6 protein-coding genes are annotated in these 17,447 nt (G+C 73.5%); all 6 read left to right on the top strand.

All coding sequences use genetic code 11. The annotated features are described in order from the left end of the window. Window positions 1–315: 315 nt before the first annotated feature. Window positions 316–9,786 carry a toxin glutamine deamidase domain-containing protein gene (locus EYA84_RS11065; protein WP_236145704.1) on the top strand — a complete coding sequence of 3,157 codons (9,471 nt, stop codon included), beginning with the start codon at window positions 316–318 and terminating at the stop codon, window positions 9,784–9,786. Beyond that, a complete protein-coding gene (locus EYA84_RS11060; RefSeq protein WP_131052946.1) occupies window positions 9,783–10,817 on the top strand; it encodes a hypothetical protein in 1,035 nt (344 codons plus the stop codon). The genes EYA84_RS11065 and EYA84_RS11060 overlap by 4 nt, the downstream gene beginning before the upstream one ends. A gap of 75 nt (window positions 10,818–10,892) precedes the next feature. After that, window positions 10,893–13,031, top strand: a complete 2,139-nt coding sequence (locus tag EYA84_RS11055) for a hypothetical protein (protein WP_131052945.1) — start codon at window positions 10,893–10,895, stop codon at window positions 13,029–13,031. Next, the gene (locus EYA84_RS11050) at window positions 13,028–16,342 is read left to right on the top strand and encodes a right-handed parallel beta-helix repeat-containing protein (RefSeq protein WP_131052944.1); all 3,315 of its coding nucleotides are present in this window, start codon (window positions 13,028–13,030) and stop codon (window positions 16,340–16,342) included. Before EYA84_RS11055 ends, EYA84_RS11050 begins: the two co-directional genes overlap by 4 nt. A 146-nt stretch (window positions 16,343–16,488) precedes the next feature. Continuing rightward, the gene (locus tag EYA84_RS11045) at window positions 16,489–17,052 is read left to right on the top strand and encodes a sigma-70 family RNA polymerase sigma factor (RefSeq protein WP_236145703.1); all 564 of its coding nucleotides are present in this window, start codon (window positions 16,489–16,491) and stop codon (window positions 17,050–17,052) included. A 44-nt stretch (window positions 17,053–17,096) separates the two neighbouring features. Beyond that, window positions 17,097–17,447, top strand: a 351-nt coding sequence (locus tag EYA84_RS11040) for a zf-HC2 domain-containing protein (RefSeq protein WP_161594948.1), incomplete at its 3' end; no start/stop codon positions are given.

Below are 17,447 nucleotides of genomic sequence, written 5' to 3'. Positions count from 1 at the left end.
GCCGTGCCCACCGCGGCTGCCACCGGGGCGAGCACCGGCACCGGCGCATCGAGCCTCAGCCCGGCCACCCCGACGGACGCCACCCCGACGGACGCCACCCCGACTGACACCACCCCGCAAACGAACGGTGGACCGCGTGGGGACCTCCGCGCGCGGGACGCCGAGTCGGGAACCGAGGCAACGCCGCGAACCGACCCCCGACCGGACGCCACGGTCGTCCAGCGTGACTACCCGTGGCTTCCCGGGATCAACCCGCTCCGGCGTCGCAAGGGCGAGTTCGGCACCAACTGCGTACTCACGGCGATCGTCACCGACATGGCGTTCACCGAGAAACTGCGACCCGGTGAACGCCTACAGTCGTCACCGTCCACGCTGGCTCCACTGGAGCACCTGACCCGCTACCGCGACCGCGCACCGGTGGCCGTGGCGGACTTCGCCGCCGTCACCCGGGTCATGCGCTCCGCGCCGCAGGGGTCGCGGGGCATCGTCGTGGTACACCGGGCGGGCCGGGACTTCGCCCACGCGTTCAACGTGATCCACGACCACAACGGGGTGGTCTTCCTCGACGGCCAGAACGGTACGCTCGCCGACCTCTCGATTCAGCCCGACACGGTGCTGTTCGTCCCGACCACGGACGGCGTACCGGTCGACGGCCCGGTCCGGGGCCTGGACGTGCCGATCGGCGGTCGCTCGTCGGACACCACCGGCGGACGGCTGGACGCGCCCGCCGAAACCGGGACGGACTCCGACGGCGACGACGAGACGGTCGTCCCGCCGCCGAGGACCGAGGGCATCGAGGGGAACGGGACCGCCAGTGCCGAGGAGACGGCACTGCTCACCGTCGACCACCGGGACGGGGAGCATCCCGCGCCGGACTCGCTCGACGACGGCCTGGTGGCGGTCGGCTACCTGACCGCCGGTTCCCTGGGTGCCGCGGAGGTGGTCCGGGTGACCGGCCTCGCCGAGGTCGAGCAGGCCGCGCGTGACCTCGTCCGGCAGCGCGGCAGCCGGAAGGTACGCGGCCTCGACGAGTTCCTCCGCCGGCTGCACAACGACGCCGACGGCAGCGGCGACCTGCACGGGCTCGTCGGTCGAGGGGAGCACGTCCCGGTCACCGTCGACGGTCGGCAGGTCGAACTCCGCGTCTCGGTGACGCTCGACGAACTGCGCCGCACCCCTGACCAGGACCCGGACACCGTGCTGACCCGGATCGACCGGGCGGGTGCGGTCACCACCGCGAGCGGCATCACCAAGTCGAAGAGCGGTGGCGTCGACGCCTCGCTGACGGTGAGCCCGGCCGGCGCCGTCGAGCCCGGTTTCGTCGGCGGTGGACTCAACCTGCACGCCACCCTCCGGCGCCTGACGCAGGCACTGTCCACGCTCCGCTCCCTGGTGACCCACCGGCAGGCCCGGCCGAGCAACGGCGCGGACCGGATCGCGGCGCGGGCGACGTACCGGTTGGAGCTGTGGGAACGCGCCGCCGACGGGACCAACCAGCAGGTCGGCCCGGCCGGGGAGATACCCACCGAGGCGATCCTGAAGATCCCCCGGCACGCCCTGGTCGCCGACCGCAACGAGCAACGCGCCGAAGGACTCGGACCGTCGACCACCCCCCGGGTCCACCAGGTCGAGGCCGCAGTCGTGCCCGAGCTGTGGCGGCTGGCCGAGCGCACGCTGCCACCCGGGCTGTTCGCGGTCGGCTCGGCGAGCCGGGCCGAACTGTCCCGCCTGCTCAGCGCCCGCAACGTCGAGGCGGCACTGGAGGAGTTCACCGGCGGACTGCGTATCCCGGCCCTGTGGAACGAGACGACCAACGAGGTCGCCGGGCCGTTCACCATCACGGCCAGCAGCGCCGAGCACACCCTCCGGTCCACCGCCACCGACGTGGTCTTGCGCGACAGTACTCAACTGGTGGTCGCCAACGAGCACAGCGCGGCGGCCTCGGCGAGTTTCGGGGCGGCGCTCCGGGCCGGGTGGAACGGGCCGCGCGACGAGACGGGGATACCGCTGACCGGGTCGGTCGGCGTCGGGGTCTCCGGCCGCCGGGAACAGGCGGCGCTGGGCGGCGGCAGCGGCGGACGCAAACGGGCGGTCATCTACACCGGCGAGACCGAGCTACGCGACTACCCGGTCACCTGGAGAATCCAGGGCGCCGGGATCGACGAGGCCTCCACCGAACCCGACCACCTCTTCGTCCGGGCGGCGACCGACCTGCCGCCGGACCTGCCCACCGGCCAGGGCGCCCGCCTGCCGGACGACGCCCAGGTGGTGACCGGACCGCTCGGTGACGGCGCGGTACGGGACGTGACGGGACTCGCCGAGGTCCTCGCCGACATCGAGACCGTCCTGCGGGCGTACCCGGGCTTCGTCGTCGACGGACCGGCACCGGTGGACACCATCCGCACCCTGCGGGAGCTGATGGAACACCGCCGCAACGAGGAGTCTCTGCGGACCACCCTGAGCCAGCCGGCGGTCCGCGCCATGGTGGACAGCCTCTTCGACACCGGGATCGTGGTGGAGCTGAAGCGGTACGGCTGGTACCGCAACGAGTACGTCCGGATCGTGCTGACCGCGACCAGGACCGCGGGACGCCGCACCGGCCAGTCCCAGTCGATCTCGATGCGGGAGACCGACATCGGTGGCGACCGTGCGCAGGCCCACACCTCGGTCAGTCGCGACTACCAGGCCGGCATCCGCTTCGGCTTCTTCGACCGCTGGCGCAAGCCGTCGTCTCGGGCGCTGGCCGCCGCCGGCGTCGGCTACCAGTACACCCGCACCAACGGACGCAAGCTGGCGACCGGGCAGCAGCTCGCCCAGGTGGAGATGTCGGTCAGCCCGACGCCGAAGGACGGCCGGACCACGGCCCGGGAGTACGAACTCGACCTCGACTTCCAGGTGACGGTGTCGTCGTACACCCGCCCCCGGGCGCTGTACCGCACCGTCACCGCAGGTCTGCTGTCGCACCGCAGTGACCAGCAGTGGGTCGGGTTGCCGGACGGGCAGGACCTGCGCGCAGGCCACCTGGAGTTCTCCGGCACCCCGCAGACCATCCGGCTTCGGCCCGGCCGGATGCGGATCTGGCTGTCCGAGTTGTGGGCCGACCGGATGGGGGTCGAGGAGCCGGCCCCCCGGCCGGACGGTGCCACGGACGACCGGGCAGTCCCGGTCCTCCACGACGTCACCGAGACCGCACCGCCGCCGCTGCCCTTCGCCGGCCTGCCGCTGCGGTTCCACACCGAGGGCGTCGGTCCGCTCGCCCCGATCCGGGACGCGGCGCTGGACCTGCTCCAAGGGCTGCCGCACGGCGACGTGCTGACCGCCCCGGGCACCGCGTCCCGTAGCCAGATCGACGCGTTCTTCACCCCCGAGTTCGCCAACGGGCGGACCCGTAACCTGATCACCCCCGGCGAGACCTCGGGCACGCTGTTCGCCGGGGGAGTGTTCCGCGACGACCTCGGCTCGTTGCAGGTCGCGTTCGCGCCGACCGCCTTCCGCCCGGTCGACCCCGGTTCCTGGGAGCTCGAGTCGTCGATGGCGGGCAGCTACCCGATCACCTCGGCGCAGGTCACCGGGGGAATGCACACCCTGCGCCTGTTCGGGCTGTTCGGGCACCGGGGCGACGGCGACTACGCCGGCAACGCCAGCCTGCAACCCGGGGTGCAGTGGCACGACGACCTGCGTACCACGACGGTCACCGACACCGGTGGTGCCGAACGCAACGTCGTCCAGAGCGGCCCGTTCGTGTTCTACCGGGTCGACGGCGACTGGCACCTGACGGCACGGACCCGGTGGGCCGGTGCGTCCGACTTCCTCACCGGCGCGATCGGTCTCCGGCACCAGCGGGTGTCGGTCGAGAGCGGCATGCTCATCGCCGTCGCCCTCCGCGACATCCACACCACCAACGCCTGGATCGAACAGCACAACGCCGACCCGGCCAACGCCGACCGGCAGATCCCGACTCTGCCGCTGCCGCCGGATCCACCCACCCCACCGCAGACCATCCACCTACCCCCGGCGACCGGTGCCCCGACCTGGCGGATCCCGGACAACCTGACGCTGGACTCCGGTGACCTGGGCCGAGCCTGGGTGGACAACCTGGGCGGCCCGGACCTCTACCAGCAGATCCGGGACCGGCTCCGGGAACAGGGCGTCGACCTGCTTCCGGACGAGCCGCTGCGGGATCCGCTCGGCAACGTCGGCCGGGCCAAGGCGATCTTCGGCCGGTTCGGCCTGGCCGCGTTCGTCGACAGCCTGCTCTCCAACGACCTCCTGGTACGCCTCTACGACCGGCGACGCATGCGCCGGTTCGCCTTCGTGGCGCGGACGACCACCGGAGTCGACGTCCGGATCCGGGCCCGACTCACCCCGCCGCGCCTGACAGAGGTCATCTCCGACCCGACCGAGATCGAGTACTACACGAAGGCCAACCACACCGCCGCCGTGGACAGGTCGAAAGGCATCACCGTGGACGTCAGCGGGAGCTACGTCCCCGGGCGGGACACCAGCGGCAGCGACCCGGAGAACCCTCCCAAACACCACGGCGGAGTGTTCGGCGCCGGCCCCGGTGCCCGCCTCGGACACCAGAGTGACGCGGACCGGTCCACCGCCACGGCTGCGGTCGACGAGCGCGTCGTCACCGGAACCGGACCACTGATCGAGTTCGAGAGCATCCTCGAACTGACCGTCACCACCTCGGACACGCACCGCACAACCCCGATCCGGGTACCGATCCGACTGCGGATCCCCGAGTCCGCCACGCGGGTCCGCGAACCCGCACCCGAACCGCCGTCCGCAGACCGGCCCACCGGCGGACCACGTGCCCTGACCTCCGCACAGACCGAACCGAACGCCATACGGCGGTGGCAGCGCGGCGGCACCCGCCTGCCGACCGAGGCGATGGTCACGTCCTTCCCCGCCGCGCGGGCGTCCGAGGACGCCGCCCGGATGGCGGTCGCCGCCCACGCGCGCACCTCGCGTCTCCAGCGGGCCATCGGCACCGACCCGCTGCGCAACCCACGGTCCATCGTCCCGGCAGCCGTCCACGACCAGGCCACCCCGGAATGGTCCAAGGCCCAGTACCCCCGGATCGCGAACGAGGGCGTCACGACCGGACTGACCGGCCCCGGTATCGCGCCGCGCTACCGCGCGGTCCTCGAACGGTACGCGCGCCTCGGCCCGCCGTCGCTGGCCCGGATCGTCACCGACGACCGGATGGAACGACCCAAACAGGTATCGGTGGCGACCAGCACCCAGACGCAGTCCCGCAACCTCGCCGGCTTCGAGGTCGACCTCCGCACCGGGACCTCCGGCGTCAACCCGGTCACCCGGCACGACGCGCCGATGCCGGGCCAGCTCGGAGTCGGCTCGGGCAGCGCCGCCCGGTCCGGTGCGACCGCCAACACCGGCTCGAACGTGAAGTACCGGGGTCGTACGATGGTCTTCACCTTCACGGTGCAGGAACGGCACGTGGTCCGCGAGCCGACGGACCCGCTCGGGGACCGGGCCGGCACCGAGGTGACGCTGCCCGGCACGATCGAGGTGCAGGTACCCGAGGAGGTCGCCCGGGCCAACGGCTGGCTCGACGACACCGACCCGGCCCGCCGCCACGCCATCGACTCGACGGTGGCGGCCTGGGAGAACGCGTTGACGAGCCGGGCCGACTGGTTGCAGCGGGCAGCCGAGTGGCGTGCCGCCGAGACCGAGCTACGCGACCTTCCCCCGGACGCGACAGACAGCCGGCGCGACCAGGCCGAAGCGCAGGCCACGGCGGCCCGGATCGAGAGCCGGGCGGCCCAGGAGCGATACCTACAGGCCAGAGCGGACGCCGAGGGACTCGCCGACCGGCTGGCCGCGGGCCGCGACCGACAACCGGCCGACGCCACAGCCCACGGGATCCCGGCGTTGCCGGAGAACGACGCAGCCCGACGACGGTTCGAGCAGGATCGCGGCCAGGCCCTGGACACCCTCGCCCTGACCACCGCCGAGGACCTGGCGACCGCCCTGGACCGCCACACCGCTGACTTCCGGACGGCGCTGCGCCGACCGCGTTCCGCCACCGTCGACCAACTGCGCCACCTGGCGACCGCCCGGGCGCACCGGGACCAGCTCGTCCCACTCGCCGACCTGGTGCGTCGCGGTGAGCTGACTCCGGATACGGGCGACGACGCGGGCCGGGAGCCATCCGGGCAACCCGGTGTCGACCAGCGGCTGGTGGACCTGGCCGCTGCCGCCCGCGCACTGCTCGACCAGGTCACGGCGAACGCGCCCACCGAGCCCGACCTGACCCCGGTGTTGCGGGCCCAGCGTCGGGTGCTGCGTCACCAGCTCCCACCACCCGGCGCAGGGCACCGCGCCTGGTTCCAGACCAGGTCCGTCCGGATCCAGCACACCGTGGCCGGTCTCCAGCGCACCGCAGCCAGGCTTACGCACACCGCGGGTGGGCTCCACCGCAGAGCCGCCGGGCGCGACCTGCACAAGGAGTTCCGCCGTCTGGTCGGACCCGGCGGTCGAGCCGGCGGCGACCACCTGCTGGCCCGAGCCGCCGCGCTCCTCGCCCTGGCCGAGGAGATCGAGGCCGCCTGGCGCACCGGCACGAGCGAAGCCGCCGCCCGGTACGCCTCCGAGTTCACCGACCGGCCACTGTCGCCTGCACCCCCGCCCGGTCTGCCACCGGTCGACCGGGCCACCGTCGACCGGCGCCTCGCGGCACTCGACCCCGACACACTGGTCCCACTCCGACACCGGGTGGACGCCATCGTCGCCGGCCGCAGCGCCGGTACGCCACAATCGGCCGCCGCGCTGCTCGACCACGGTTACCGGGTCACCGCCGCGCTGCTCGACGGCACCGATCCGCACGTCGTCGCCCGCCGGCTGGCCCACACCCGGGCTCCGTCGACCGACACCGACCCCCCGACGCCCCCGGCCGAGCACCGTCGCCGACGGACCGCCCGTCCCGTCGGCGGCCGTCGCAGAGGTTCGACCACGAGCGAGTCGCACCGCCCCGACGACCCGGCCACCCGGGACCGGCTCCGCGCCGACCTGCTCGGCGGGCTGTCCCAGGAACGCCGCAACGACCTCGACGACAGGATCCGCCTGCTCGGGCTCGACGACGGGCAGCCGGTGATGCTGCTCTGGGTCCGCCGCCGGGCACCGGAACCGGGCACGTCCCCCGAACCTGACCTGCCGGACGCCTTCCTGGAACAACTCGCGCGGGAGTACCAGGACCGCCACCCGACCGGACGGGTGCTGCTGATCGGCGACGACCCCGGCCCTGCCCTGCGGAACCGCCGTCCCGACCTGTTCACCGACCCCCACCTGACCGGTGCGCCGCCGACGGCCGACCCGAACGCCGACGACCGTGCCGACCAGGCGTACCTCCTGGACCGGCTCCGACAGGACGGCCACCGGCCACTGCTCTCGGTCGACATGTCGGGCGACACCGCCGACCTGTCCGCGCTGCTCGGTATCGACACCGTGCACCTCGAACGAGGCGCGTCGCGGGGCGACCCCACCGATCGGGTCGCCCGCTCCGGCGAGGCGCCGGACGGCCAGGTCCCGCAGCGGGACGCGGCGGTGTCGACATGGCGTCGACAGCGGTTCGAGGCCCCGACCGAGTGGTTCGTCCACCACGCCCGACTCGCTGACATCGTCGACCGGCTCCCCGCCGACGCCACCGTCGCGCAACGACGGACACACCTGCTCGAACTCTGGGAGGCGATCGACGACTGGCGGCAGACGGTGACGGAGCAGGAGGTCCGGCTCACCGCCTCGGCCGACGACGCGCCCGACTGGATCGGCCGAGGCGAGGTCCTGGCCGAATCGCTGCTGGCCGCCTACCTCGCCCTCGACCCGGACACCGTCCCCGCGCATCTGCCCGACCCGCTGGTCGGCTCGGTCCTGAACCACCAGATCGCGACCGCCCACGCCCTGATCGTCGAGCTGGACCCGACCCGGTATCTGCGACTGACGCCGGGAGAACTGGACCGGATCTTCGCACCGCCGGAGACGCGGCGAGCCGGCCACGAGGGCACTCCCGACCGATCCGGCCGCGACGAGACCACGCGGGCCGACCGCACCGACCAGGACGACGAGGACACGCACGGGGTGCCGCTCGGCTGGCAGGCGCGGCAGGAACGGGGTCTCCTCATCGTCGAGACCGACGGCCTGCGCAGCGTCGACCGGAACGGCGAATCTCCCCGCCCACCTGGACCACCGCCACCAGGGGACGGTCCGACCGACGGGGACGGTCCGACCGACGGCCGGCAAACGGGTACGGGCCTCGATCAGGACCGCGACCCGGCCGCAGCGAAGGACCCCTCCCACACCGGTGGGTCGCCGCACCAGCGGTCCCGGCAGGACACCGGCGGTCACCAGCGACTCTCCAACGCCCCGATGGACCGATCCGACGGTAGCCGGTCCGAGGTCGGACAGACCATCGCCGACGTGCGGCGGCTGCTGTCCGTCGCACAGACCCGACAGATGGTCGACGGCCTCCGCGACCGCATCGACCGCATGCTGTCCCGCGTGCCGCACGACAGCCCGGACCACGCCGAGCTGCGCCGGTTGCGCGAACGCACCCGGGCCTGGCGTCCGGGCGGAATCCCGATCGACGTGCCCGGTGCCGGGCGACTGCGGCTGCGTGACGTTCCCGACGACCGCGACTGTCTGTTCTGGGCGGTGCTCGAAGCGAGCCGCCGGCAACGCGTCCCGCTGCCCGGCGACCCGGCCGGCCCGGCGGACCTCCGCGCCCATGCCGCCGACCTGATAGCGCAGCAGCCGGCGAGGTTCGAGCCACATCTCGGTCGTACCGCCGGCCAGATCATCGCCGACCAGCTCCACCATCAGCACGCCGACACCCGACTCACCCCCGGCTGGGAGTACGTGCCGGCCACCGCCGAGACCCGGGAGACCTGGCGTGCCGAGGCGGAGCTCGACGAGCTACGCCGTCGCGCCCGGACACGCGGCGTCGTCGGCGTCGACGACCTCACCCGGGAGGACCTGCTCGCCCTGCTGACCGCCCAGGACCCGGCCACCGCTGGGACCCTCGCGGACCACGTGCGGACCGCCGTCGCCGAGCGGGAGCAACGGCAGCCGAGGGTGCAGTGGCTCCGGGAGGTTGCCGACCGGATCGACCGCGGCGACCGCAACATCCTCGGGATGCTGGCCGTCCACTTCACCGATCGTGGCGAGGCCGGCAACGCCGAGGTGGTCAGACGGATCCTCGACACCGTGGAACGGCACGGCCGGGCACCCAGCGGTGTGGAACTGCTGGAGGCCGCGATGCGGCAGCGCGACCTGTGGAACTCGGCGATCGGCGACGACGTGCCGACCGCCCTGGCGCTGGCACTGGACCTCGACCTCGTCGTCGTCCCCATCGACGCGGGCCCCGGCCGTGTGCCGGTCGTGACCGGGGCACCCCAGCCGTTGCAGCCGTCGGCGCCCCACCGTCTCTACGTCGCCCGTGCATTCAACCATTTCCAGTCCCTCGAACCGGCCGACGGCACCACGTGGGCCGGTGGCGTGCACCCGCCACCGTCCGGCACCACCGCGTCGGGGAGCAGCCTCCGGTGGCACCGCTCCGATCTCGATCCGACCGCACTGCACCAGGCCGTCGACGCCGTCGTCATGCGGTACGACCTGTCCCCACCGGTCGACCCGACGTTTCTCGACGGACTGCGCACCCGGGTCCAGGAGGCACTGGTCCAGGGCACCGACCCGGTGGCCGCCGCCGACCGGTTCGCCGCCGTCCACGGCCACCTCCCCACGACCTTCCAGGCGGGACCATGACCGAGCATCCCTCTCTCGCGCTGCACCACCTCCTGCTCCGCCTCGACGGGCACTTCCCCGACGACCTGGTCAGCGAGGCCCGCACCTGGCTGGCCGAGGGCCTGGTGCGCGATGTGGCCGAAGCGGTCGTGTTCACCGCGCTGACCGGTGACGTCGCGCTGACGGCCGCGGACGTCGTCGTACTCTCCGAGACGCTGTCGTCGTCGGGGGCCGACACCGCCGCCCTCGCCGAGGTCCGCCGCACCGACGGGCCGCCGCTACCCATGTACGCGCTGGCGCCCGCCGACCCCACGGCGCTGGCCGAACAGCGGCTGCCGGCCATCCTCGACCTCACCAGCGGATATGTCGGCCCGGGTGCACCGGACCCGGTGGACACCGCGATCGTCGCCTCGATGCCGGCGCTGACCGGCGTCGAGGCGCTGTGGCGGTCGTGGCGCTACCCGACCGACGGCACCCCACCCCGACGCGTCTACCTCGTGCACCGACCCGACGGCGCGCTGCCGAGCGCCGCCGCCCGGTTGCAGGCCGTGCTCCGCGAGGCGGGGGAGAGCACACCACTGGTGCAGGTCTTCGACGACGAGCCGACCCTTCCCGCACAGCACCGGATCGCCCTGGACTGTGCGGCGCTGCTGTGGACATCCCGGCCACCCGCCCCGGTCCGGTTCGCCGAGTCGCCCGGCTTCGCCCCCGACCAACCCCGCCTCGACGGGCCGGACCGCGATCGGGTGCTGACCCGTCTCGCGTACGGTGTGCCGCTGCTGACCACCGCGACGTTCCTGGACGACGCCCTGGACCGCACCCGGACCGGGACCGTACCCACGGACCTGCGCACCGACGGCGAGTGGATCTGGAGCGACATGGTCACCTACTACCTCGACCGGCACCGGCTCGCACCCGGGCCCACCTTCCTGGCCCACCTGCGCGCCTGCGGCCCGCACCCGCCCCAGGTCGGGCCCGCCGCACTGCACCGTGCCCGGGCCGCGCTGTGGGCGACGACCACGGGTCGACGGGAAACTGCGCGCCGACCGTGAACCGCACCGGTCCGGCGGTCGTAGTGGGGGCACTCGGGCCGGGACGCCCACCACCGGCGGAAGGGAGAACCGCGGATGGCCGCGACGACGGTGGCGGTGACAGGGGTGCTGACCGAACCGGTCGGCGACGCGCTGCTGCTGCGCACCGCGGCAGAGGACCGGGACCCGGTGGTACGCCTCGTCGGGTCGCTGCCCGCCGAGACCGACCGGATCACGGTGGTCAGTACGCCGCAGGTGACCGCCCTGCCGCAGTTCTTCGTGGTGCTGTCCCGGGTGCTCGGGGCGGAGCTGGGCGGCAGCGCCGACGGGATCCGGTTGCTGCCGCTCGGTGACTATGCCGACCGTTCCGTCGTCGACCGGGCCGCACGAGGACTGGCGGAGCGGATCGGTCAGGCGGTGACGATTCCACGAGACCCGCTGCCGGTGGACCAGACCGGGTTGACCGGCCCGTACGAGTGGCTGGTCTACCCACCCGGCCGCCCGGCCGGAACCGGCCATGTCTGGCCCACCCCGGCACCGTCGACCCGTCCCACCCCGCCGGGTCGACGCACCGCCACCGGCTGGTCGTTGCTGGACACCGGTTCACCGGTCACCGGTGCGCCCGCCACCGGGACCGCCGCAGCGGGATTCGTGGTGGAGATCGAGGTCGGCCCGACCGGATTCCGGATCGTCGGTCGGCCGGTACCACCGGCGACCCTGGCCACCCTGCTCACCACGGTGCGGGCCGACGATCACCAGCCGATGGTGCTGGTCGTCACCGGCACGGCACCGACCGGTCCGGCCGCCGCCGGACTGATCTTCGGTGGACTGGCCACCGCCCTCGGCGAACCGATCCTCGTCTGCACCGACATCGTCACCGCCGCCGCCGACGGCACCCTGACGACCCCGGCGACGTTCCATCGCTGGCCGCCCCGCGTCGGTCCCACCGCACCACGTGCGCAGGAGGTCGGTGCAACGCTGCCCGTCGCCCCGGTGCCGCAGGGCCCTGCGGCGAGCGACGGACCGACGCCACTGGCCCCTGCCATGCTCATCGAGTTGCGCGACGGCGACCGGTGGCGCGCGCCGAAGGCCGTCGAACCCGCCGAGGGCCCCCGGCTCCCGGACGGACCGAGGCCCGATCCGGCGCTGGTCCCGGCACCCGCGCCGGCAGACCCGCCGGACCCGACCAACCCCGAGCCGCGCCGTACCGACTCGGCGCAAGCCGCCCCCGTTCGGCCCGTCACCGACGCTTTCGTCCCGATCCCCGTGCACCCGGTCCGGAACACGCAGGCCGGTGTTCCGTCGGTCCTGGCCTCCGGCGAGACATCGCCCGACGTACCGGCGGATACCGGGGCAGCCCGGCCGCCGCACCGGCCCACCAGCCCGGGTGGCCCGCACCCGGAGCGGGCGTCCGGACCGGTCCCGCCCCGCGCCGTCGTCCGCAGGCTCGACGACAGGTGGGACCCGGACGACCGGACCCGGCTCCGACAGGTGCTCGACGGCCGCTACGACGGATACGCCCGGATGGTGACCCGGGTGCTGGCCGAGGAGCCCGGACTCCGGGCCGCCGGCACCGCCGCCGACGTGGTCGCCGCACTGGTCGCCCTGTGCGCGTTTTGCGGAACCGAGCGCGACCGGATCAACGCCGCCCTGCGCGGCGGCACCGACGACACCCCGGACCGGCTACTGCTCGCCCGGGGTGCCCTGCACGGACTGCGTCGGCTGCCCACCGTCCTCGGGGCGGTGCACGCCCACGGCGAGGTCCCCGCCCCGGTCCTCGCCGGCTACCGGCCCGGCGACGAACTGGTCGAGCCCGCCTTCGTCGACGTGGATCTGGTCCGGCGGCCGGCCCCGGCGACCACCGTGGAGTTCGCCGTCTGGTCGGCCACCGCCCGCCGCGTCGACCGGTTCGGATCAGGGGCACTCTTCCCGCCCGGCAGCCGCTTCGTCGTGCTCGCGGTCGACCCGGCCGAGACCGACGACCGACCGGCCCGGGTGCTGCTCGGCGACCTGACCGGTGTCGGGTCGCAACCCGCCCACGCGGTCGGCCGGATGCGCGAGCGGCTGCGTCAGGCACTGGAACAGGACGCCCCGCCACCGCCCGACACCGCCGCCCCGCACGCGACCCACCGGCTGCTGCGGTTCGCGCCCGGCCTGCACGACGACGGCCGGCGTCTCGTCTGCGATGCCACCGGTCCGGCATCCGAGCCCGAACGTGGAGGTACCCGACCGTGAGCCAGGGTGTGCTGTCGGTCTCCCAGACCGATCCGGACTGCCTGCCGACCATCTCCGACGCGCTCGCGCTGGCCCGGCCTGGCGCCACCGTCGCCGTGCAGCCGGGCGTCTACCGGGAACGGCTACGACTCACCGGCGACGTGACCCTCGTCGCCGAGGACGGTCGGGGGTCGGTCACCGTACACGGCGTCGATGGTCCGGCGGTGTTCCAAGCCGGTGGCGCCGTGGTGCTGCGCGGGCTGGTCCTCACCGGCGGCGACGAGGCCTTCCCGACGGTCCAGATCGCCACCGGCACGCTGCGCATGACCCAGTGCGAGGTACGCGCCGACGCGGTGGTCGGCGTGCACGTCGCCGCCGGTCGCCTCGAACTGGGCGACTGCCTACTCAGCAATCCGGGCGGCGCCGGTCTCCTGATCGACGGCGGTGCGGCCGGTACGGTCACCGGCACCACCGTGCGCGACGTGGGAGCGGCTGCCGTCGTCATCGCCGGCGGCGCCGACCCGGTCCTGCGTGACTGCACGGTCACCGACGTGCGGGGCGTGGGGGTGCTGTCCACCCGTGCCGGTCGGGGCCTGGTGGTCGGCTGCGACATCAGCGCGGTCGACGGCCCGGCCGTCGCGGTCGAGCAGGACGGCGCGGTACGCGTCGAACGCTGCGTCGTGCACGACAGCCCAGGCTCCGGGCTGATCGTCACCGGCGGTCGGCCGGTCCTCGACGACTGCGAGTTCCGCGACCTCGGCGGGCACGGCGTCGTCGTCTCCGGGGACGCCGATCCGACCGCCCGTCGGTGCACCGTCACCGGCACCGCCGGCCACGGCGTGATCGTGCTGGAGAACGCCACCGGCGCGCTGCTCGACTGCCGGATCAGCGCGACCCGGGCGGCTGCGTTCGCCGTCACCGGATCGGCCGCACCCCGGGTCGAGGGCGGTCGGATCGAGGGCGGTGCCGGGATCGCGGTGCTGCTCGACGGTCCGGTCGGTGGCGCGTTCACCGGGGTGAGCGTGGACGGCGGCCGGACCGGATTCCTGGTGCGCGCCGGTGCGGACCCGGTGCTGACCGACGCGACGGTCCGCGACTGCGCCGGCCACGCCGTCGAATCCGTCGACGGCGGCCGGGGCACCGTCCAGGGCGGCACGTTCACCGGCGGCACGGCCACGGTCCGGGTGGCCGCCGACGGCGCGCTGACCCTGACCGACTGCCGGATCCGTGGCGGCGGTGTCGGGTTGCTCGTCGACGAGGGCGGATCGGTCACCGCGACCTCCTGCGACGTCGGTCAGACCGGCGGGTCGGGTGCCGACGTCGGCTCCGGGGCACGGCTTCGGCTGGCCCACACTCGGGTGCACGGCTGCGCCGGCTCCGGCATCCGGTTCGCCGGCCGGTCCGTGGGGCGGCTCGACCGGTGCGAGATCTTCGACAACGCCGGCGACGGCGTGGTGGTGGAGACGCTGGAGCCGGTCCCGATGGATGGCACGACCGTCCGCGGCAACGCCGGCCGACAGGTGCGCCGGACCGGACCCGTACCGGCGGAGGGCGACCCACGTCAGGACGGCCCGGCGCCAGCCGGCCGGCCCGCCCCGACGACGACCGGCATCCCGGCACCGGAACCAACCGCCGCCGTGGACGGGCCGGACCGATCGGGCGGCGACCCGGCCACCCCGTTGTTGGCGGAACTCGACGCGCTGGTCGGACTCGCCGGGGTCAAACGCGAGGTGGCGACCCTGGTCGGACTGCACCGGGTGGCGCAGCGACGGAGTGCCGCCGGCCTGCCGATGCCGCCGATGTCCCGGCACATGGTCTTCGCCGGCGCGCCCGGCACCGGCAAGACCACGGTGGCCCGCCTCTACGGCCAGATCCTGGCCGCCCTCCAGGTGCTGCCCGGCGGACAACTGGTCGAGGTGTCCCGCGCCGACCTGGTCGCCGAACACGTCGGCGGCACGGCGGTGAAGACCACGCAACGGTTCACCGAGGCGATCGGTGGCGTGCTGTTCCTCGACGAGGCGTACACGCTGGCCCCGGTCGACGGCGGCGGCGGTCACGACTTCGGGCGGGAGGCGATCGACACCCTGGTCAAGCTCATGGAGGACCACCGCGACGAGGTGGTGGTGATCGTCGCCGGATACTCCCCGCAGATGCGGGCCTTCCTCGAATCGAATCCGGGGCTGGCATCCCGCTTCTCCCGCACCGTGGAGTTCGACAGCTACACCGACGACGAGCTGGTCACCATCGTCGAGCGGCTGTGCAGCACCCACCACTACTCCCTGGAGTACGACACCCGCCTGGCGCTGACCGGATGGTTCCGGGCGATGCCACGTGGCGAGTCGTTCGGCAACGCCCGGGTCGCCCGCAAGGTGTTCGAGGACATGATCGGCCGGCAGGCGTTCCGGCTCTCCGAGGCCGGCGCCTCCTCCGGCGTGGAACTGGCCCAACTTCTGCCGCAGGACCTCGGTGTCGCGCCCGAAGCCGAGGGCAGCCCGGGTACGCCCCGACTCTCCGAACTGGACATGCTGCTCGGTGAACTCGGCAACATGATCGGACTTGCCGGTGTGAAACGCGAGGTGGCCGAACTGATCGACCTGCTCGCCAACATCCGCCAACGGGTCCGGGCCGGACTGCCCGCCCCGTCGGTCTCGCGACACCTGGTCTTCTCCGGCCCACCCGGCACCGGCAAGACCACCGTCGCCCGCCTCTACGGCCGGCTGCTCCACGCGCTCGGGGTGCTGCCGGCCGGGCAACTGGTCGAGGTCGCCCGCGCCGACCTCGTCGGAGAGTACGTGGGCCACACCGCGCACCGGACCAAGGAGGCGTTCGAACGGGCCCGTGGCGGTGTCCTCTTCATCGACGAGGCGTACACCCTCGCGCCGCCGGACGCCCGCAACGACTTCGGACGGGAGGCGATCGACACCCTGGTCAAGCTCATGGAGGACCACCGCGACGAGGTGGTGGTGATCGCCGCCGGATACGAGGCGGAGATGGCCGCCTTCCTGGCCGCCAACGCCGGCCTGCAGTCCCGGTTCACCCGCCGGATCCACTTCGACGACTACTCGCCGGACGAACTCGTCGCGATCTTCGAGGGGCTGGCCCGGGCCAGCGGCTACGAATGCCCGGGTGACACGTTGACGGCCCTGCGCGGCCACTTCGAGAAGGTGGAGACCGGGCGTACGTTCGGCAACGGCCGGTACGCCCGACAACTGCTCGACGAGGTGGTCACCCGGCAGGCGCGCCGGCTCCGCTCGGTCACCGCCCCCAGCGTCGACGACCTGCGAACCCTGCGAGTCGACGACGTCCGGGCCCGAGCGACTGTCCACATGTGACATCGGCGACCATGCGCGAGTCGAAACAGGATCGTCAGGTGACGCCCGTATGCTGTCGCCCGCGCCGTCGGTACACGAAGCCGGGCAGGGCCACGGAATCCGCCCCGCCCCGGCATCGACGGTGGCCGGACAGGAAAGGCGGGTCGGTGGCGACGGTGTCGAGCGGGGCCGGTGCGGACGCCTCAGCCACACCGGACGAGACACCGACACCCGACACCCGGATGAGCCTGATCTACGAGACCCACTCCGAACCGCTGTTCCGCTTCCTGCTCAAGCTCTCGCTCGGGGCCCGACACATCGCCGAGGACCTGTTGCAGGAGACGATGGTCCGGGCCTGGCGCAACATCGACCACCTGTCGTCGGACCCGGAGACCCAGCGCCGCTGGCTGTTCATCGTGGCCCGACGGATCGCGATCGACGCGGCGCGGGCCCGACAGGCCCGCCCCACCGAGGTCGGCGCCGTCGACGTCTCCCGGATGCCGACCACGACCGACCACGTCGAGGAGATAGTCGCCGTGCACACCGTCCACGACGCCCTGCCGAGGCTCAAGCCGGAGCAGCGTACGGTGTTGATCGACCTGTACTTCCACGGCCGGTCCACCGCCGAGATCGCCGCCCGGCTCGACATCCCCGAGGGTACGGTCAAGTCCCGCGCCCACTACGGGCTGCGGGCACTGCGCGCCATCGTCGGGCCGACGGACGGGGTATGACATGTGCCATCCGCCGCAGCACCGCGCCGATCCGGACCTGCCCGATGACTGACCTCGACAACGACCACGCAGCAGCGCGGCAGACCTGCGCCCTCTATCTGGCCGGTGCGCTGGACACCGACTCCGAGGCGGCATTCGAGGTGCACCTCGCCGGCTGCACGGAGTGCCTCGACGAGTGCGACCGGGTGGGACCCCTCGCGCTGGCCCTGGCGCAACTCGACGACGAGCCGTCCGGCCTGGACCCGCACCCCACGCCCGGATCCGTGGCCGTCGTGCCCACGGACACCGCCCCCACCGACGCGCCCACCGTGGCACCGGCCCCTCGGTCCGGCGAGGTCGACGACCAGCCCGGCGCCCGACCGACCTCCACCGGCCCGCCGGGGCGGACGGCCCCG

Source organism: Verrucosispora sp. SN26_14.1 (genome assembly GCF_004307965.1).
In the GTDB taxonomy this organism is placed as follows: Bacteria; Actinomycetota; Actinomycetes; order Mycobacteriales; family Micromonosporaceae; genus Micromonospora.
The sequence above is the reverse complement of the archived record's forward strand: the minus strand, read 5'-3'. Positions and strand labels throughout refer to the sequence as shown.